Source organism: Amycolatopsis sp. BJA-103, assembly GCF_002849735.1.
Taxonomy (GTDB): Bacteria; Actinomycetota; Actinomycetes; order Mycobacteriales; family Pseudonocardiaceae; genus Amycolatopsis.
Genome location: NZ_CP017780.1, coordinates 1,483,692 through 1,502,607, shown reverse-complemented (window position 1 = coordinate 1,502,607; position 18,916 = coordinate 1,483,692). Strand labels below are relative to the sequence as shown.

The 18,916-nt window shown below is 68.6% G+C and carries 16 protein-coding genes and 1 riboswitch; of the genes, 11 read left to right on the top strand and 5 right to left on the bottom strand.

Annotated features, from left to right (window positions below; genetic code table 11):
• Nucleotides 1-63 precede the first annotated feature (63 nt).
• Complete coding sequence (locus tag BKN51_RS44650) at nt 64-189, top strand: hypothetical protein (protein WP_255414905.1); 126 nt, start codon at nt 64-66, stop codon at nt 187-189.
• On the opposite strand, the gene BKN51_RS07025 is transcribed toward BKN51_RS44650, so the two are convergent.
• Together BKN51_RS07025 and BKN51_RS07020 are read right to left on the bottom strand one after the other, a co-directional pair.
• A complete protein-coding gene (locus BKN51_RS07025; RefSeq protein ID WP_101606835.1) occupies nt 183-1,184 on the bottom strand; it encodes a zinc-binding dehydrogenase in 1,002 nt (333 codons plus the stop codon). The genes BKN51_RS44650 and BKN51_RS07025 overlap by 7 nt on opposite strands.
• A gap of 46 nt (nt 1,185-1,230) precedes the next feature.
• Entirely contained in the window at nt 1,231-2,091 is an 861-nt protein-coding gene (locus BKN51_RS07020; protein WP_101606834.1) for an NAD(P)-dependent oxidoreductase, read from the bottom strand.
• A 49-nt stretch (nt 2,092-2,140) separates the two neighbouring features.
• On the opposite strand from BKN51_RS07020, the gene BKN51_RS07015 reads away from it, so the two are divergent.
• The 10 genes from BKN51_RS07015 to BKN51_RS06970 all read left to right on the top strand — a co-directional run bounded on the left by BKN51_RS07015 (nt 2,141) and on the right by BKN51_RS06970 (nt 15,687).
• The gene (locus tag BKN51_RS07015) at nt 2,141-2,530 is read left to right on the top strand and encodes a MerR family transcriptional regulator (RefSeq protein WP_101606833.1); all 390 of its coding nucleotides are present in this window, start codon (nt 2,141-2,143) and stop codon (nt 2,528-2,530) included.
• Nucleotides 2,527-3,006 (top strand): tetratricopeptide repeat protein, encoded by a 480-nt coding sequence (locus tag BKN51_RS07010; protein WP_233224108.1) that lies wholly within the window; start codon nt 2,527-2,529, stop codon nt 3,004-3,006. The genes BKN51_RS07015 and BKN51_RS07010 overlap by 4 nt, the downstream gene beginning before the upstream one ends.
• Nucleotides 3,007-3,049: 43 nt before the next feature.
• The gene (locus BKN51_RS07005; RefSeq protein ID WP_101606832.1) at nt 3,050-3,889 is read left to right on the top strand and encodes an enoyl-CoA hydratase-related protein; all 840 of its coding nucleotides are present in this window, start codon (nt 3,050-3,052) and stop codon (nt 3,887-3,889) included.
• Complete coding sequence (locus BKN51_RS07000; protein ID WP_101606831.1) at nt 3,886-4,494, top strand: acetoacetate decarboxylase family protein; 609 nt, start codon at nt 3,886-3,888, stop codon at nt 4,492-4,494. The genes BKN51_RS07005 and BKN51_RS07000 overlap by 4 nt, the downstream gene beginning before the upstream one ends.
• Before the next feature lie 221 nt (nt 4,495-4,715).
• A complete protein-coding gene (locus BKN51_RS06995) occupies nt 4,716-7,694 on the top strand; it encodes a ribonucleoside-diphosphate reductase subunit alpha (RefSeq protein ID WP_101606830.1) in 2,979 nt (992 codons plus the stop codon).
• Nucleotides 7,695-7,767: 73 nt separating this feature from the next.
• Nucleotides 7,768-8,844: a ribonucleotide-diphosphate reductase subunit beta gene (locus tag BKN51_RS06990; protein WP_101606829.1), complete on the top strand. Its 1,077-nt coding sequence runs from the start codon at nt 7,768-7,770 to the stop codon at nt 8,842-8,844.
• A gap of 133 nt (nt 8,845-8,977) precedes the next feature.
• Nucleotides 8,978-9,200, top strand: a riboswitch (cobalamin riboswitch).
• 100 nt (nt 9,201-9,300) lie between these two features.
• Nucleotides 9,301-11,574 carry a 5-methyltetrahydropteroyltriglutamate--homocysteine S-methyltransferase gene (gene metE / locus BKN51_RS06985; protein ID WP_101606828.1) on the top strand — a complete coding sequence of 758 codons (2,274 nt, stop codon included), beginning with the start codon at nt 9,301-9,303 and terminating at the stop codon, nt 11,572-11,574.
• Nucleotides 11,575-11,711: 137 nt separating this feature from the next.
• Nucleotides 11,712-13,157: a cytochrome P450 gene (locus BKN51_RS06980; protein ID WP_174720399.1), complete on the top strand. Its 1,446-nt coding sequence runs from the start codon at nt 11,712-11,714 to the stop codon at nt 13,155-13,157.
• Nucleotides 13,158-13,396: 239 nt separating this feature from the next.
• The gene (locus tag BKN51_RS06975; RefSeq protein ID WP_101606826.1) at nt 13,397-15,214 is read left to right on the top strand and encodes a putative bifunctional diguanylate cyclase/phosphodiesterase; all 1,818 of its coding nucleotides are present in this window, start codon (nt 13,397-13,399) and stop codon (nt 15,212-15,214) included.
• 17 nt (nt 15,215-15,231) lie between these two features.
• On the top strand, nt 15,232-15,687 hold the full coding sequence (locus BKN51_RS06970) for a peroxiredoxin (RefSeq protein ID WP_101606825.1): 456 nt from the start codon (nt 15,232-15,234) through the stop codon (nt 15,685-15,687).
• Here BKN51_RS06970 and BKN51_RS06965 read toward each other — a convergent pair.
• From BKN51_RS06965 to BKN51_RS06955, 3 genes are all read right to left on the bottom strand, one after another.
• Nucleotides 15,684-16,214, bottom strand: coding sequence for a GNAT family N-acetyltransferase (locus BKN51_RS06965; protein ID WP_101606824.1), 531 nt, complete (start codon nt 16,212-16,214; stop codon nt 15,684-15,686). The two genes, BKN51_RS06970 and BKN51_RS06965, sit on opposite strands and share 4 nt — an antisense overlap.
• A 127-nt stretch (nt 16,215-16,341) precedes the next feature.
• Nucleotides 16,342-17,508 (bottom strand): LCP family protein, encoded by a 1,167-nt coding sequence (locus tag BKN51_RS06960; RefSeq protein ID WP_236781097.1) that lies wholly within the window; start codon nt 17,506-17,508, stop codon nt 16,342-16,344.
• A 127-nt stretch (nt 17,509-17,635) separates the two neighbouring features.
• Complete coding sequence (locus BKN51_RS06955) at nt 17,636-18,898, bottom strand: SAM-dependent methyltransferase (protein ID WP_101606822.1); 1,263 nt, start codon at nt 18,896-18,898, stop codon at nt 17,636-17,638.
• Nucleotides 18,899-18,916 lie beyond the last annotated feature (18 nt).

Below are 18,916 nucleotides of genomic sequence, written 5' to 3'. Positions count from 1 at the left end.
CAACCGAACAAGCTGCCGCGCGACGTCACCCAGACGCCCCCGAGCCCAGGTACCGTAGGCGAGATGCGCAAACGGGACGGCCTGGGCGGCCTCGCGGTGCTGCTCGTCCTGATCGCGATGATCGTGCTGGTGACGGCACTCCTGGTCTTCGGCGTCCTGGCCGTGACGAACTACCTGCCGCGTCACTGATCGGCAGCCTCCTGCGGGTGCACGGCGATGGCGATCTTGCCGCGCGGGCGGCCGCGGCCCTCCCCGGCCGAGCCGCCTTCCAACAGTGCGTGCGCCTGCGCGATGTCGTCCAGCGGGACCACGGCGCCGATCACCGGCCTGAGCTTGTCTTCGTCGACCAGACGGCCGATGGCTTCGAGCTTCGCCCTGCCGGGGCTGACGAAGACGAAGTGGTAGGTCGCGTTCACGGCCCACGCGGCGAGCAGGTTCTGCGGTTCGGGAATGTCCACGATGGACACCACGCGGCCACGGTCGGCGAGGACCTCCGGGCTGCGGGCGAGGGTGTCACCGCCCACCGTGTCCAGCACGACGTCCACCCCGCCCAGCTCGCGGACCCGCGGCACGTAGTCACCGGCCGAGAAGTCGATCGCGACGTCGGCCCCCAGTCCGGTGACGAACTCGTGATCCCTCGCCCGCGCGGTGGTCACCACCTCGGCTCCGAGCGCGGCGGCGACCTGGACGGCGATCGAGCCGACCCCGCCCGCCCCGCCGTGCACCAGGACCCGTTCCCCGGGCCGTACCGCAGCACGTTCGACCAGCGCCTCCCACACCGTCACGCCCACGAGCACCAGACCGGCGGCCTCGACGTGCGACAACCGCGCGGGCTTGCGGGCGACCAAGTCCTGGTCGACCACGTGGAATTCGGCGTAGGTTCCCTGCCCGGCGAAGATCGGCGCCAGGTACCAGACCTCGTCGCCCGGCTGGAAATCGCCCGCCCCGGGGCCGGTCTCGACCACCACGCCGGACACGTCGTTGCCGAGCACCGCCGGGAGCGCCACCTCGTCGCGGTAGTCACCGCGCCGGGTCTGCAGGTCGAGCGGATTCACGGACGTGGCCAGCACGCGCACCAGTACCTGCCCGGGTCCGGGAGCGGGCCTCGGCAGCTCTCGGACGGCGAACGCGGTGTCCGCGTCACCGAAGCGGACGAGTTCCACCGCGCGCATCGAAGTCGACATGCGTCGACCTTATATCGTAATATCGCGAATCGTAAATAGGTGTGACCTACTCCCCCGCCCGCTCGAACTCCCGGATCAGCACGGGGTACTGCTCGCCGCCGTGTCCGGCGGCGATCGCGCGGTCGGCCATCGCCTTGATGAGCTTCGGCAGTTCGGCGTTCACGCCCAGCGCCTCGCTCTCCTCGACCATGTGCGCCATCGCCCGCACGTCGGTCTCCAGGGCCGACACCTCCGCTGGGAACGAACCCTGGTCGACCTGCTCGGCGTAGCCGGGCAACCAGCCCGCGACGCCGACGGCGATCTGCTGCGCGAAGGTCGCGTACGTCGCGGCGTCGACACCGGCGGTCCGGAGCATCGCGGTGCCCTGGAGCCACGCGTTCAGGACGCTCCACATCATGGTCAGGCCGGCGACGTCGTACAGGGCCGCCAGTCCGTGATCCTCACCGAGGTGGGAGATAGTGCCGAGCGCGCCGAGGTCGAAGTCCGGCTCCGGACCGCTGAGCAGGATCACCGCCTCCTCCGTCCCGATCGACGACGGGATGGCCATGATCGCGCCGTCCAGGTAGCGGGCACCCAGTTTTTCCGCCCAGGCGGCGGTTTCCCGCGCCTGCGCCGAGTCGCCCGAGGTCAGGTTGACCAGGGTCGTGCCCTCCAGTCCGGCATCGCCGAGCAGGTCGCGCACGGCCGGGTAGTCGGTGAGGCAGACGACGGTCAAGCCGCCGGCGGCGAGGGCGTCGCCGACCGTCGGCGCCAGGCGAGCGCCCGAGGCGACCAAGGAGCCGGCCTTGGCGGCCGTCCGGTTCCACACGGTCGTGGGATGCCCGGCCTTCAGGAACGCTCCGGCGAGCGCCTGGCCCATCAGCCCGAGGCCGATGACCGTGATCGGGGTGTTCGCGTTGTCAGTCATGGCAACATCGTCAACGTTGATACCGGTATGAAGGTCAAGTGAGGATTCGATGCGGATCGGGGAACTGAGTCACCGGACGGGCGTCAACGCCCACCAACTGCGCTACTACGAGGCCCAAGGCCTGCTGGAAGCCGACCGCGGCACGAACGGCTATCGCGAGTTCGACGAGACGGCCGTCCTGCGCGTGAAGCAGATCCGCCACCTCCTCGGCGCGGGCCTGTCGTCCGAGGACATCGCGTACCTGCTGCCCTGTGCGATCGGCGAGGAGCCGGAACTGATCGGCTGCCCCGAACTGCTGGCCGCGATGCGCGAACGGCTCGGGCGGCTCGACGAGCAGCTGGCCAAGATCGCGCGGTCCCGCGACGCGCTGGCCGGTTACATCGACGCGGCGGAGCGGACGGGCGCGAAGACCTATCCCCCGTTCGAAGGTGCCGCGTGAGCGAGACACAGGAAGCCGTCCGGTTGCGCGAGCAGGGCACCGACGAGGCCCGCCTGCGGCTGATCGAGCTGGCCGAACGGCACCCGGGGGACGCCGTCATCGCCTACCAGACGGCGTGGGCCCACGATTCCCTCGGCTTCGAGGCCGAAGCCGCTCCCTACTACGAGCGGGCGCTCTCGACCGAAGGTCTGTCCACACAGGACAGGCACGGCGTGTTCGTCGGCCTCGGCAGCACGTATCGCGTCCTCGGCCGGTACGAAGAATCGCTCAAGACCTTGCGCCGCGGCCTCGACGAGTTCCCGGACGACGCGGCGCTCAGGACGTTCCTCGCGATGGCTCTCTACAACGTCGGCGAAGCACGCGAAGCGGCGGGAACGCTGCTGAAGGTGCTCGCCGCGACCAGCGCCGACACCGGGGTCCAGCGATACCGGCGAGCGGTCGAGTACTACGCGGATCACCTGGACGACGTCGAATGACCCGCTTATTGACACCTTGTCAACATAGCCCTACTTTCACGTCATGAGCGTGTACGCCGAAATCACCTACGAGGTCGCCGACCGCATCGCGACGGTCACGCTCAACCGGCCCGAGGCCCGCAACGGCTACACCATCCGCATGGCCGACGAACTCGGCGACGCGATGGACCGGGCCGACAGCGACGAGGACGTCCGCGTGGTGATCCTGACCGGCAACGGCAAGGACTTCTCGGTGGGCGCCGACCTCTCGCAGGGCGGATTCGAGTTCGATCCGGAGACCGGCCCGGACGCGGCCTGGCAGGAGCCGGCAGGACGCTGCTCGAAACGGATCTTCACGATGAACAAACCGGTGATCGCGGCCTTGCGGGGCGCGGCCGTCGGCGGCGGTGTCACGATCACACTGTCGTGTGATTACCGGCTGGCGTCCACGGATTCGCGCTTCGGTTTCGTGTTCGTCCGCCGCGGGATCTACCCCGAAGGCGCGTCCGCGTGGTTCCTCCCCCGGCTGGTCGGCATGGGCACGGCACTCGACTGGATGATCAGCGGCCGCGTCTTCGGCGTCGAGGAGGCGAAGAACGCCGGACTGGTCCACAGTGTTCACGAGCCCGGGGAAGTGCTCGGCAAGGCCCGCGAACTGGCACTCGAGATCGCCACGACCACGTCACCGGTCTCGGTCGCGGTCACCCGGCAGCTGCTGTACCGGATGGCGAGCGCCGCCTCGCCGTTCCCCGTGCACGAACTGGACTCCCGGCTGATCGGCGGCCTGGGCTCCAGTCCGGACGCGATCGAAGGGGTCATGTCCTTCCTGCAGAAACGACCACCGGAGTTCTCCATGCGCGTCGACACCGACCTGCCTGCCTACCTGCCCTGGCGGAACGCGTGACCGCCTATCCCCCGGAGCCGTGGAACCTGGCAGGCCAGGCGTATCTGTCGGTGTGGCGTGTCCCGGTGAGCGAACTGCCCGGACTCCCCGAAGGTGTCGAGCCGGCCGTGGCGGGCGGGCGCGCGCAGGTGTTCACCGCCTGGATCGACTATCAGGACCCCGGGCAGCTGCGGTACCACGAGCTGCTGGCGACGGTCGCCGTCCGGGGCAAGCGCCTCTCCAGCTCCATCACCGACATCTGGGTCGACAGCGAGGTCTCGCTGGCCGGAGGACGGGCGCTGTGGGGCATCCCCAAGGACCTCGCCGCGCTCGACTTCGCCCACGGCCGGACCTTCACCGCCTCGGCGGCCACCCAGGACGACTGGATCGCTACGGCCGCTTTCACCCCCCGCCCGAGCTTCCCGGTGAAGATGCCCGCCGCCTTCGATGTCGTCCAAATGTTGGACGGACGTCTCAAAAGGAGCCCCGTCCGGGCGAAGGCCCGCCCCCATCCGGCGGCGGCCGATTGGCGGATCAACGAGTCCGGGCCGTTCGGCTTCCTGGCCGGTCAGCGGCCCGTTCTGAGCGCCCACCTGCGCGACTTCAAGATCGTTTTCGGCGGCTGACCAGCCGCTCAGTGTGATCGGCTAACCCGCCAGGGTGAGACCACGACACGCCACCCATTGGGGCACGTGCAGGCTCCGACCCCTACATGTAGTCTCTGGGAACCGACATCGCCCAGCGACGGGGAGACCGCTCGGGAGCGGTAGTCGGACAGCTTGTGAACCTGCAGCGCACGGCCTTGTGAGGCCTTGTGGTGCTTCAACGCGCCCAATTGGAGACACGCATGTCAGTGGAAACCGGTCAGCGGCCACCTTCGTCTTCGGACACCACGCCCGCGACCGTGCGAGTCATCCGGCGGGACGGCAGCGTGTCCCCCTTCGACGCGAACAAGATCTCGGTCGCCGTGACCAAGGCCTTCCTCGCCGTCGAGGGCGGTGACGCGGCCGCTTCGTCGCGGATCCACCACCTGGTCAACGAATTGACCGAGCAGATCGAAGCCACCCTGCTCCGCCACGCCGGTCCCGAGACCGCGCTGCACATCGAGCAGATCCAGGACATCGTCGAGCTCGCGCTCATGCGCGGCGAGCACCACAAGGTCGCCCGCGCGTACGTCCTCTACCGCGACGAGCGCGCGAAGGCCCGCGAGTCCGAGAAGCCGGCCTCGTCCGACGTCGCCATCAGCGTCAAGGCCGCCGACGGCACGATCCGCCCGCTCGACTGGGCCCGTGTCTCGCACGTGGTCGGCGAGGCCGTCGCCGGGCTCGACGACGTCTCGGCCGAGCCGGTGCTGGCCGAGGCCAAGCGCAACCTCTACGACGGCATCAGTGCCGACGAACTCGCCCTCGCCCAGATCATGGCCGCGCGCGTGCTCGTCGAGCAGGAGCCGAACTACTCCTACGTCAGCGCCCGGCTGCTGGCGGACAAGCTCCGCGGCGAGGCGCTCAGCTACCTCGCGGGCTCGCCCCAGCTGGCCAGCCAGGACGAGATGACCGCCCGGTACCCGCAGTACTTCCGGGACTACCTCAAGCGCGCCATCGAGCTGGAGCTGGTCAACCCCGAGCTGCAGACGTTCGACCTGGACAAGATCACCGCGGCCATCCACGCCGAGCGCGACCTCGACTTCGGCTTCCTCGGCCTGCAGACGCTGTACGACCGGTACTTCCAGCACCACAACGGCGTCCGGTTCGAGCTGCCGCAGGCGTTCTTCATGCGCGTCGCCATGGGTCTCGCGATCCGCGAGGACAACCGTGAAGCCCGCGCCATCGAGTTCTACGAGCTGCTCTCGTCGTTCCACTTCATGGCGTCCACCCCGACGCTGTTCAACTCGGGTACCACGCGCCCGCAGCTGTCGTCCTGCTTCCTGACCACGGTGGACGACGACCTGGACTCGATCTTCCAGGCGTACAAGAACAACGCGCTGCTGGCGAAGTACTCGGGCGGTCTCGGCAACGACTGGACCCCGGTCCGCGGCCTCGGCGCGCACATCAAGGGCACCAACGGCCAGTCGCAGGGTGTCGTGCCGTTCCTCAAGATCGCCAACGACACCGCGGTCGCGGTGAACCAGGGCGGCAAGCGCAAGGGCGCGGCCTGCGCGTACCTCGAGACCTGGCACGTCGACATCGAGGAATTCCTCGACCTGCGCAAGAACACCGGTGACGACCGTCGTCGTACGCACGACATGAACACCGCGAACTGGGTGCCGGACGAGTTCCTCCGCCGGGTCGAGGCCGACGCGCAGTGGACGCTGTTCTCGCCGAACGAGACCCCGGACCTGCACGACCTCTACGGCACCGCGTTCGCCGAGCGCTACCGCGAGTACGAGGCCGCCGCCGAACGCGGTGAGCTGAAGGTCTTCCGCAAGGTCCGCGCGATCGACCTGTGGCGCCGCATGCTGACCATGCTGTTCGAGACCGGCCACCCGTGGATCACCTTCAAGGACCCGTGCAACCTGCGCTCGCCGCAGCAGCACGTGGGTGTCGTGCACTCGTCCAACCTGTGCACCGAGATCACCCTGAACACCACCACCGACGAGGTCGCGGTCTGCAACCTCGGCTCGGTGAACCTGCTCAAGCACGTCACCCCCGAGGGCATCGACGCGAAGCGGCTCGAGAAGACCGTGCGCACCGCGGTCCGCATGCTCGACAACGTGATCGACATCAACTTCTACACCATCCCGGAAGCACGCCGGTCCAACCTGCGGCACCGCCCGATCGGGCTGGGCCTGATGGGCTTCCAGGACGCGCTGTTCGAGATCGGTGTCCCGCTGTCCTCGGAAGAGGCCGTCCAGTTCGCGGACACCAGCATGGAGCACATCAGCTACTACGCGATCTCGGCGTCGACCGACCTCGCCGAGGAGCGCGGCCAGTACCAGACGTTCGAGGGTTCCTTGTGGAGCAAGGGAATCCTGCCGATCGACTCGCTGCAGCTGCTGATCGACGCCCGCCAGGGCGACGCGCTCGACGTCGACACCTCGTCCACTTTGGACTGGGCCCCGCTGCGCGAGCGGGTCAAGACCGTCGGTATGCGCAACTCCAACGTGATGGCGATCGCGCCGACCGCGACGATCTCCAACATCGTGGGCGTCGGGCAGTCGATCGAGCCGCTGTTCCAGAACCTGTTCGTCAAGTCGAACATGTCCGGTGACTTCACCGTGGTGAACCCGCACCTGGTCCGCTCGCTCAAGGAGCGCGGGCTGTGGGACGAGGTCATGGTCTCGGACCTGAAGTACTTCGACGGCAGCCTCGGCCAGATCGACCGCGTGCCGGACGACCTGAAGGCGCTGTACGCGACCGCGTTCGAGATCGAGTCGCGGTGGCTGGTGGACGCCGGTTCGCGTCGTCAGAAGTGGATCGACCAGGCGCAGTCGCTGAACCTGTACATCGCGGCGCCCAGCGGCCGCAAGCTCGACGAGCTGTACCGCTACGCCTGGCACAAGGGCCTCAAGACCACGTACTACCTGCGGGCGCGGTCCGCGACGCACGTGGAGAAGAGCACCCTGCGCGGCACCGACGGCAAGCTGAACGCGGTCTCGGCCACCCCGGCCCCGGCCACACCTTCGGCACCCAAGCCCGCCGCCCCCGCCGCTTCGCCCGCCCCGTCGGCTTCCGCCGCGGTTTCGCCTTCGCCCGCCGCCGCCGTGCCCGCGGTGCCGGTGACCGCCCCGGAGCCGAAGGAGATCCCGCAGGTCTCCGACGTCGACTTCGTCGCCACCGACGGCGCCGCCTGCCGCATCGACGACCCCGACTGCGAAGCCTGCCAGTAAACATCCTCGTGAGTGGTGAGGGCGGTTCCAACCGTCCTCACCACTCACGACGCCTCTTGGAGTGTGCCCCTCTATGACCACCTTTGACGCTTCCACCGACGCCACCGGCCTCGGTGAGATCGAAGTCGGCGCCGCCCGGATCAACGTCGACGACAAGCGGATGATCAACGCCCGCGCCGACGTCAACCAGCTGCTGCCGATGAAGTACACCTGGGCGTGGGAGAAGTACCTCGCCGGCTGCAACAACCACTGGATGCCGACCGAGGTCGCCATGCAGGCCGACATCGCGCTGTGGAAGTCGGCCGACGGCCTGACCGAGGACGAGCGCACCATGCTCAAGCGCAACCTCGGCTTCTTCGCCACCGCGGAATCGCTGGTGGCCAACAACATCGTGCTCGCGGTGTACCGGCAGATCACCAACCCCGAATGCCGCCAGTACCTGCTGCGCCAGGCGTTCGAGGAGGCCGTGCACACGCACACCTTCCAGTACATCTGCGAGAGCCTCGGCCTGGTCGAGGGCGAGCTGTTCAACATGTACCGCGAGGTCCCCTCCATCTCGGAGAAGGACGCGTGGGCGCTGAAGTACACGCAGAACCTGGAGAACCCGGACTTCGAGACCGGCACCCCCGAGGCCGACCAGAACTTCCTGCGTGACCTGGTCGCGTTCTACGTGATCTTCGAGGGCATGTGGTTCTACACCGGCTTCGCGCAGATCCTCTCGCTCGGCCGCCGGAACAAGATGATCGGCATCGCCGAGCAGTACCAGTACATCCTGCGCGACGAGTCGATCCACCTGAACTTCGGCATCGACTGCATCAACCAGATCAAGATCGAGAACCCGCACCTGTGGACCGAGGAGTTCCAGGCGGAGATCCGCGGCATGCTGACCGAGGCCTGCGAGCTCGAGGTCTCCTACGCCCGCGACACCATGCCGCGCGGCATGCTCGGGCTGTCGGCCGAGCTGATCGAGCAGTACATGCACTTCATCACCGACCGGCGCGCGCAGCAGATCGGCCTCCAGCCGATCTTCGGCGAGACGGAGAACCCGTTCCCGTGGATGTCGGAGGCGATGGACCTCAAGAAGGAGAAGAACTTCTTCGAGACCCGCGTCATCGAGTACCAGTCCGGTGGCGCCCTCGACTGGGACTGATCCCGTATCTCACGTGATCAGAGACGGAACACGCCGGGCGGACTTCCGCCCGGCGTGTTCCGTCTCCAGACACGCGAGTTCGCCGTCTGATCACGTGAGTTACGCCTCCAGTCACACGAGACCCGAATTCGGTACGCTCCAGGGTGCTACTGGTTCGCCCGGCCTCCCAGGCCGGTCGAGGTAACAGGGAACCCGGTGTGAATCCGGGACTGCCCCGCAGCGGTATGTGGGAACGAAAGCCGTCACCGTGCGAGACACGGTAAAGCACTGGGGCATGGCGCCCCGGGAAGCGACGGCCGGTAGGAGCGAGCGAGTCGCCCACGAGTCCGAAGACCTGCCCGTGGTGCGCGCGCCGACGGCGTGCGTGAGTCCGGGCCTCGTGGGATGGGCGCGACCGAAACCGCGGTCACTCCTGCGCGCTCCGGGCTCTGACGACAAGCTCGCGAGGAGAGAGCTGTGACCGAAATCGGCACCACTGTGCTGGGCTACCCCCGAATCGGACCGGACCGGGAACTCAAGCGTTCACTCGAACGCTACTGGGCGGGCAAGATCGACGAGGCCGCGTTGCTGGAGACCGGCCGCGCGCTGCGCACGCGGACCTGGCGGGAACTCAAGGACGCGGGGCTCGACTCCGTCCCTTCCAACACGTTCTCCCACTACGACCAGGTGCTCGACACCGCCGAGCTGTTCGGAGCGCTGCCGGAGCGCGTCACGAAGCTCGGTCTCTCGCCGCTCGACACCTACTTCGCCGCCGCTCGCGGGGTGCAGGACGCGCCCGCGATGGAGATGACGAAGTGGTTCGACACGAACTACCACTACATCGTCCCCGAACTCGGGCCGGACACCCGGTTCTCGGTCGCCGGCTCCAAGCCGCTCGACGAGTACCGCGAGGCCCGCGCGATCGGCGTCGAGACACGGCCGGTGCTGGTGGGCCCGGTGACGTTCTTGCTGCTCGCGAAGGCCGCCGAGGGCGCTCCGGAGGGCTTCCGCCCGCTGGACCTGCTCGACAACCTTCTCGACGGCTACGTCGAGCTGCTGCGACGCCTGCATGACGAAGGCGTCGAGTGGGTCCAGCTCGACGAGCCCGCCTTCGCCGGCGACCGCACCGAGCCGGAGCTCAACGCGCTCATCCGCGCCTACCACCGGCTCGCGAAGGAGACCGCGCGCCCGAAGATCCTGGTCGCCGGATACTTCGGCGGTCTCGGCCGGGGACTGGGTGTGCTCGCCCGTTCCCCGATCGACGCCCTCGCCGTCGACCTCGTCACCGACGAGTCCTTTGTGGACGCCGTCGCGGCCGAACCCGCCTTGCGCGACAAGGAGGTCCTGGCCGGTGTCGTGGACGGGCGCAACGTCTGGCGCACCGATCCGACCCGCGCGCTCAGCCGGGCGGCGACGCTGCTCGGCACCGCGAAGTCGGTCAGCGTCTCGACGTCGTGCTCGCTGCTTCACGTGCCTTACGACGTCGAGCGGGAGGCCGAGCTCCACCCGCGGCTCAAGGGCTGGCTCGCGTTCGCCAAGCAGAAGGTCGACGAGGTCGTCCTGCTCGGCCGCGCGCTGAAGGAGGAGGGCGTCGACCTCTCCGCCGCCCGTTCGGCGGCCACGGACCGCGCCACGGCGGCCGACCTGGCCGACGCCGGGGTCCGTGCCCGGCTGGAGGCGCTGCGGCCGGAGGACACCGTCCGTTCCCCCTACGCGCGGCGCGCGGCGGCCCAGCAGGCCGCGCTGGCCCTGCCGCCGCTGCCGAGCACGACGATCGGCTCGTTCCCCCAGACCACCGACGTCCGCAAGGCCCGCGCCGCGCACAAGGCGGGCTCGCTGGACGACGCCGGGTACGAGGCCGCGATGAAGGCGGAGATCGAGCGCGTCATCCGGCTGCAGGAGGATCTGGGCCTGGACGTGCTGGTGCACGGCGAGCCCGAGCGCAACGACATGGTGCAGTACTTCGCCGAGCGGCTGGCCGGGTTCGCGGCCACCGACTTCGGCTGGGTGCAGTCCTACGGCTCGCGGTGTGTCCGGCCGCCCATCCTGTACGGCGACGTCTCCCGTCCCGAGCCGATGACCGTCGAGTGGGCGCGCTACGCGCAAAGCCTGACCGGCAAGCCCGTCAAGGGCATGCTGACCGGGCCGGTGACGATCCTGGCGTGGTCGTTCGTCCGCGACGACCAGCCGCTGGGCGAGACCGCCCGCCAGGTGGCGCTGGCCATCCGCGACGAGGTGCACGACCTGCAGGCGGCCGGCATCCGCGTCATCCAGGTGGACGAGCCGGCGCTGCGGGAACTGCTCCCGCTGCGCGCTGCGGCGCACGAGGCGTACTTCTCCTGGGCGGTTTCGTCGTTCCGGCTGGCGACGTCCGGGATCGACGACGCGACGCAGATCCACACGCACATGTGCTATTCGGAGTTCGGTGAGGTGGTGAAGGCGATCGACGCGCTCGACGCCGACGTCACCAGCATCGAGGCGGCGCGGTCGAAGATGGAGGTCGTCACCGACCTCGGCGCGGCGGGCTTCGGCCGCGGCGTCGGGCCGGGCGTGTACGACATCCACTCGCCGCGCGTCCCCGGCGTCGACGAGGTCAGCGGGCTGCTGCGGACCGCCGTCGGCGCCGTGCCCGCCGAGCGGATCTGGGTCAACCCGGACTGCGGGCTGAAGACCCGCGGTTACGCCGAGGTGGAGCCTGCCCTGCGGAACCTGGTCGCGGCCGCGAACGCGGTCCGGTCCGAGCTGGGCTGATCAGTACCTGAAGGCCCCCTTCCTTGCGTCAGGCGCAAGAAAGGGGGCCTTCATGTACATCCGCCGGGGTATTGTCAATCTGCCAACAAGAGTGCGATGGTGGGGCGGTAGCCGGTCTCAACGGGGAGATGGTCACCATGGCGAACGCCGTCGAAAAGGTCACCGGGGCACTGCGTGAGCGGGTCCCGCCGCTCACCTCGATCCCCCTGCCGCGTTCGGTCGACCAGCGCTGGCTCGGCGCGACCTGGCCGGTCCGCGAGCTCGCGCCCGCCCCGCCGGGTCTCAAACCCGTCCTCGGCGACGAAGGCCCGCCCGTCATCGGGCACGCGCTGGACTTCATGCGCTTCGGCATCGAGTTCGGCCTCAAGCGCTACGAGACCTATGGGCCGGTGTCGTGGATGGGCGCGTTCGGCCGCCGCATCGTCGCCCTCTCCGGTCCCGAGGCCACCCAGATCGCGCTGGTGAACAAGGACAAGGCCTTCTCCCAGGAGGGCTGGAAGTTCTTCATCGAGCAGTTCTTCGACCGCGGCCTGATGCTGCTCGATTTCGGCGAGCACCATCTGCACCGCCGGATCATGCAGGCGGCGTTCACGCGGCAGCGGCTCACCGGGTACGTCGACCAGATGGGACCGGCCCTGCGCGAAGGCATCGCCACGTGGGCCGACCGGCCGAACCCGCGGATCTACTGGTCCCTCAAGCAACTCACGCTCGACGTCGCGACACGCGTGTTCATGGGCATGCGGTCCGGCGACGACGCGGCCGCGATCAACCGCGCGTTCGTGAATTCCGTGCGCGCGGGCACGGCCATCGTGCGCTTCCCCGTTCCCGGCGGCCGCTGGGCGGCGGGATTGCACGGCCGCAAGGTCCTCGAACGCTACTTCGCGGCGAATCTGCCCGCGAAGCGGCGAAGCGACGGCGAAGACCTCTTCACCGCCTTGTGCCACGCCACCACCGAAGACGGTGACCGCTTCACCGACTCCGACGTCGTCAACCACATGATCTTCCTGATGATGGCCGCGCACGACACGTCGACCATCACCAGCGCCGCCGCCGTCTACCACCTCGCCAAGAACCCCGAGTGGCAGGAACGCGCGCGCCAGGAGTCCCTCGCGCTCGGCGACGACGTACCGGACATCGAGGCACTCGAGACCCTGACCACGCTGGACCTGGTGATCAAGGAATCCTTGCGGCTGGTGGCCCCGGTTCCTTCGCTGGCAAGGAAGACCGTGAAGGACACCGAGGTTCTCGGGCACTTCATTCCCGAAGGGACACTGGTCGGGGTTTCCCCCACCGTCAACCATTTCGCGCCGGAGTTCTGGACCGACCCGATGCGGTTCGACCCGGACCGCTTCGGCGAGGAACGCCGCGAGGACAAGTCGCATCGCTACGCGTGGATGCCGTTCGGCGGCGGCGCGCACAAGTGCATCGGGCTGCATTTCGGGACGTTCGAAGTGAAGGCGCTGCTGCACGAGATGCTGCGGGCGTACCGGTGGTCGGTCCCGGAGGACTACACCGCACGCTGGGATTACGTCTCGCTGCCCGTTCCCGCGGACGGCTTGCCGATCCATTTGGAGACACGCTGAATCCCGACCAAAGGGACATCCACGATCGAGTACTCTTGGTAACCTCTGGTCACCACTCGTGTAGCAGTGATCACCCTTTCAGCCGGTAGACACCCCGTATCGAGCATGATGCCGTGGCACTACTCCCGGTCGGCTCATACCTAGTGTGGGTCCGTGGGCTCGGACACCCGGTCTGAGCTGGCCATAAACCGCGCATGAAGAGGTGAAGTGTGCCTGAGCCTGGTTCCGCGCCAGGGTTGGTGGACGTCGCTCGGAGATGGGCCGCGACGCTCGCTGACACTAAAGGAGTATCGCTTCCCCAGGAGCAACTCGAACGACTCTTGCTCGGCGTCGCCCAGGACGCCGTCCGGACCGAGCCCGACCACAAGCCCGCTCTGCTGCGGTTCTCCAAGCTCTATTCCGCCTCTCCCATCGGGATCGCGCTCGCCGACTCCGACGGCAGGATCGTCGAGGCGAACGTCGCGCTCGGCAAACTCCTCGGCTGCCGCCCGTCGGCGCTGCGCGGGCGGAACATCGCCGACCTCGGCTCGGCCGACCACGACGTTTCCCGGCTGCGGAACGGGCTCTCCCAGCTCATGAAGCTCAGCCAGCCGACCCAGCAGGAACGCCTGCTGCTGGACCACACCGAGGAAGGCGCGCTCTGGGTCGACGTGACCCTGACCGACCTCCCCGGCGACCGGCCCGGCTCGGCGTACCCGGTGCTGATGGTCTCCGACGCCAACGAGATCCACCTGCTGCAGGAACGACTGCTGCACCAGAACGTGCACGACGCGCTGACCGGCCTGCCGAACGCCACCGCGTTCGGCAACGCCCTCGAAACCGCGCTGGCCGGATCCGGCGGCGAGCAGATCGCGCTCGTCTATCTCGACGTCGACGGCTTCAAGGTGATCAACGACGGTCTCGGCGCCGGCGTCGGCGACCAGGTGCTGCGCGGGGTCGCGACCAAACTCAAGGCCGTGTTCTCCGGCAGGCACAACGCTTCCGTCGCCCGGCTGTCCGGCGACGGGTTCGCCGTCCTGCTGCGCGGGGAGTTCACCTCGCCTCAGGTGATCGATCTCGTCGAGCAGGCCCTGGAGGAACTGGTCGAGCCGATCTACCTCGGCGGGCACGGCATCGGGGTCAGCGCGAGCGCCGGCATCGTCGTCCGCCCGGTCGCCGACGGCGGACCGGAGGACCTGCTCAGGGCCGCGGAGATCGCGCTGCACCGCGCCAAGGAGGCAGGCAAGGCGCAGTGGATGCTGTTCGACCCGGAGCTCGACGCGCGTGACCGCGGGCGCTATCAGCTCGGCGCGGTCATCGCGGGCGCGCTGGAGAACGGCGAGTTCTCGCTGATCTACCAGCCGACGGTGAAGCTCGCGAACCCGGACCAGCTGGCCGCGGTGAACGCGGGGCTGCGCTGGACCCACCCGGAGAAGGGCGAACTGGACTCCGACGAGTTCTATCCGCTGGCTCAGATCACCGGGATGACCATCCCGCTCGGCCGGTGGCTGCTGGCGGAATCGCTCGCCGCCACCGCGCGCTGGCGGCAGCGGTTCGGCGACGCGGCACCGGATGTCTGCGTGCGGCTGCCGAACCGGCTGGCCATCGACCCCGATCTGGTGCTGCTGGTCAAGGAACAGCTCGATCGGCACAGCCTGCCCGCGCAGGCGTTGCGGCTGTGCACCGACCGCGAGTCCGTGCTCGACCCGCGCGGCGAGGTGCTGGACTCCTTCGCCGTGCTGTCCGATCTGGGCGCCCAGCTGGTGCTGACCATCTCCGGTTCGGCCGATCTGGAACTGATCCCGCAGCATCGGCTCCCGGTCCGTCACGTGATCCTGTCCGGCGCGGTGGTCGACGCGCTGGCCGACGGCGAGGACGAGGCCGACGTCCGTCACCTGTGCCAGCTGGTCACCAGGGCCAAGGAGCTGAAACTGCGGATCGGCGCGGAAGGCGTCCGCAGCCACGAACAGGCCGAGCGGCTGCGGCGGCACGGCGTCCTCGCGGCACGCGGTTCGTTCGTCGCCGATTCCGCGACCGGGGACGAGGTCGACGAGCTGATCGAACGGCACGCCCACTGACGTGACAGGATCCGTCCATGGACCAAGGTGACATCGCCCCGGACTTCACCCTGCCCGACGACAAGGGCGAGGAGCGCACGCTGTCGGACTTCCTCTCGTCCGGCCCCGTCGTGCTGTTCTTCTACCCCGCCGCGATGACCAGCGGCTGCACCGCCGAGAGCTGCCATTTCCGCGACCTCGCCGCGGAATTCGCCGAACTGGGCGCGCACCGCGTCGGCATCAGCCCGGACGCCGTCGCCAAACAGCAGGAGTTCTCGGCCAAGCACGGCTTCGACTATCCCCTGCTGTCCGATGTGGACGGTGTGGTGGCGAAACAGTTCGGTGTGTGGCGCAAGTTCAGCCCGCTGCACGCCAAACGGCACACGTTCGTCATCGACACCGACCGCAAGGTGCTCGAAGTGATCAAGAGCGAACTGAAGTTCACCGTGCACGCCGACAAGGCACTCGCGGCCCTGCGCGAACGGCAAGCCTAAGGACGCTTGAGCCGCCAGATCCGGTTGACGCCCGCGCAGGCGGGGGCGAACGGCGGCTCGACGGTTTCCTCACCGGTCATCGTGAACCCCAGCCTCGCGGGCACGGCGCCACTCTCGACGTTCTTCTCGTCGTGCCGGATCTCGACCTCGGGCGCACCGAGCCGGAAGGCCTCGGCGGTCAGCAGCCGCGCGGCCCTCGTCACCAGGCCGCGGCCGGTGTGGTGACGGCTGAGCCAGTAGCCGATCTCGATCCGGTCCGGATGCGTGATCATGCCCGAGGCACCGACGACGTCACCGTCGGCGAAGATCGCGAAGTCGTAGGTCTTGCCTTCGGCCCAGTTGCGCGCGGTGGTTTCGAGGAAGTCGGCGGCTTCTCGGCGGCCGTAGCCGTTGGTGGCCCAGATCTGCCAGGCACCGAGGTGCTCGGCTGAATCCCCCGCGACGGCGGCCAGGGTGCCGAGTTGCTCGGGCTTCCAGCGGCGCAGGACGACGACGTCGTCGGCGAGGGTTTCGGCGGGCGCTTCCATCACCTCATGGTGCCTCGCCGTCGCTCCGGACGCCTCCGGTTTTCGGGCCGGTCCAATGCTATGAAAGGCCCGTTACTTGCAAATTTTGCAAGTAACGGGCCTTTCATAGCGTTCGGGACACCCCGGATCAGGTGAGGATCGCGCTGTCCGGGATCTCCGTGTCGTTCTTCAAAGCGTCGAAAAGCAGCTTCGACTTGGTCTTGTCCCAGTTCTCCGCCGAGCCGTTGGTCACCGGGACCGTCGTGGTGACGACGCCGCCCGACGAGATCCCGCGCATCGCCAGCGCCAGCCCGACCAGGTTGTGCACGTGGTCGCCCGAATCCATCGTCAGCGCGTCGGGCGCCGTGGACAGCAGCGGGAACAGCGAGAACGGGTTCAGCAGCGTGCCGGGGCTGCCGATCTCACTGACCAGCGCACCGATGAACTTCCGCTGGTTGGCGACACGGTCGAGGTCCGACCGCGGGGTGGCCTCGCTGTGCCGCATGCGGACGAAGCCGAGTGCCTGCGGGCCCTGGAGGTCCTGACAACCCGCCGGGATCTTGATGCCGGTGAGGGTGTCCTCCATCGGCTTCTCGACGCACATGTTGACCCCGCCGATCGCGTCGACGATCTTGGCGAACCCGCCGAACCCGATCTCGGCGTAGTGGTCGATCCGCAGGCCGGTGGCGCCTTCGACGGTCTGCGCGAGCAGCACGGGGCCGCCGATCGAGAACGCGGCGTTGATCTTGTTCTTGCCGTGCCCCGGGATGGCCACCTGCGAGTCGCGCGGGAGGCTCAGCAGCGTCGGCTTGGTGCTGTTGTCCGGGACGTGCGCGATCATGATGGTGTCGGTCCGCTTGCCGCCGCCGGCGGCCTTGACGTCACCGGTGACGAGCTTTTCCTGCTCCTCCGGGGTCAGCCCGTCCCGGCTGTCGGAGCCCACGATCAGCCAGTTGGTGCCTTCGGCCGCGACGGGGCGGCCGGAGTAGTCGGCCAGCGCGTCGACGCGGTTGATGGAGAACTCCAGGTACACCCACACACCGGCGAGGAACACCACGAACACGGTCAGCAACGTGACCAGCACCTTGCCGAAGCCGAAGCGCTTGCGTCGCCGCGGCGGGCGCGCGCCGTCCATCGGGCGGCCCGGAGGGGGCCCCGGACGGCGCGGTGGCGGACCGGCGGGGCGCTCGGCGCCTCCGTGCCCCATGGGCGCCGTCCGTTCGTCGTACGGGCTGCTCCCCCGGCCCGGCAGGGGCATCATCTGCGCGGGCTGGTGCCGCCGGGGGCGGCCGGACGGCGGCCGCTGTGGCGGCATCCGTCGCCCTCGGTCGTCGCCTCCATACGTCATGCCGAATCACCCGTCCCGATTTCGCGTGTGGGGCCCAGTCAACCGCAGACCCTAAGTGAAGGACGTGCGGCACCCCGCATCGGTTGGGTGGCGTTCACCGCCCGTCGTCGGCGAAGCCGAACTGGTGGACCTTGAGATACCCCGAACGGAACCCCGCTTCGGAATACGCCAGGTAGAACTCCCACATCCGCTTGAAGACGTCGTCGAAGCCCAGTTCGGTGATTTCGTCCCACCGATGAGTGAACCTCTCCCGCCACAGCCGCAACGTGTGCGCGTAGTCCTGGCCGAACTCGCGCACTCCCTGCAGTTTCAGCCGGGTGTGGTCCAGCATGCCCTGTTCGACCGAGGTGGTCGACGGGATGAGCCCGCCGGGGAAGATGTACTTGTGCACCCACGTGTACGAACGGGCCGCGGCGAGCATGCGTTCGTGGTCCATGGTGATGGCCTGGAGCCCGAACCGGCCGCCCGGCTTGAGCCGCTTCCCGATGGTCTCGAAGAACGTCGGCCAGTACGACTCTCCGACCGCCTCGATCATCTCGACGCTCACCACCGCGTCGTATTCGCCACTGGAGTCGCGGTAGTCGCACAGCCGGACGTCGACCCGGTCGGCGTAGCCCGCCGCGGCGATGCGTTCGGTCGCCAGCGCCGCCTGTTCCTCGGAAATGGTCAGCGACGTCACCCTGGCCCCGCGCGCGGCCGCCCGGATCGAGAGTTCGCCCCAGCCGGTGCCGATCTCGAGCACCGTGCTGCCTTCGCGGACCCCTGCGTAGTCGAGGACGCTGTCGATCTTGCGGTGCTGGGCGGTGGTGAGATCGTCGTCGGGGCCGAACAGCGCCGACGAATACATCATCGACGGGTCGAGGAACGCGCCGAAAAGGTCGTTGGAAAGGTCGTAGTGGCGATGGATGTTCGCCCGCGATCCCTCGATGGTGTTCTCCTCGTCCGCGGGGTGGCCGCGGTCGACGAACCGGCGGAACCGTTGCAGCAGCGGCGGGATGAGCGTCGCCATCCGCTCCGCGAACGGGGTCAGCACCTCGGCGAGCGCGTCGCTCGTCCAGTCGCCGACCATGTAGGCCTCGCCGAAGCCGATCTTCGCGTCGACACCGAGGCGGTGGAAAAGGGCGGCGGGACGGTTGATGCGCATCTCGGGCGCGTCCGGACCGCCGGAGCCGAGCTGGGAACCGTCGGGCATCCGCACCCGGACGTTCAGCGGATGCACCGCACGGCGGAACAGCTGTTCGGCGATCCGCGCGCGGAACGGCGAATGCGGTGGGACGGCCAATCCCGGCCACCGTGACTCGTCGGGGGTGGGCAGACCGGACGGGCCTGCGGTCCGATCGATGCTTGACGTGGACATAAAAGGTGCTCCCTCCCG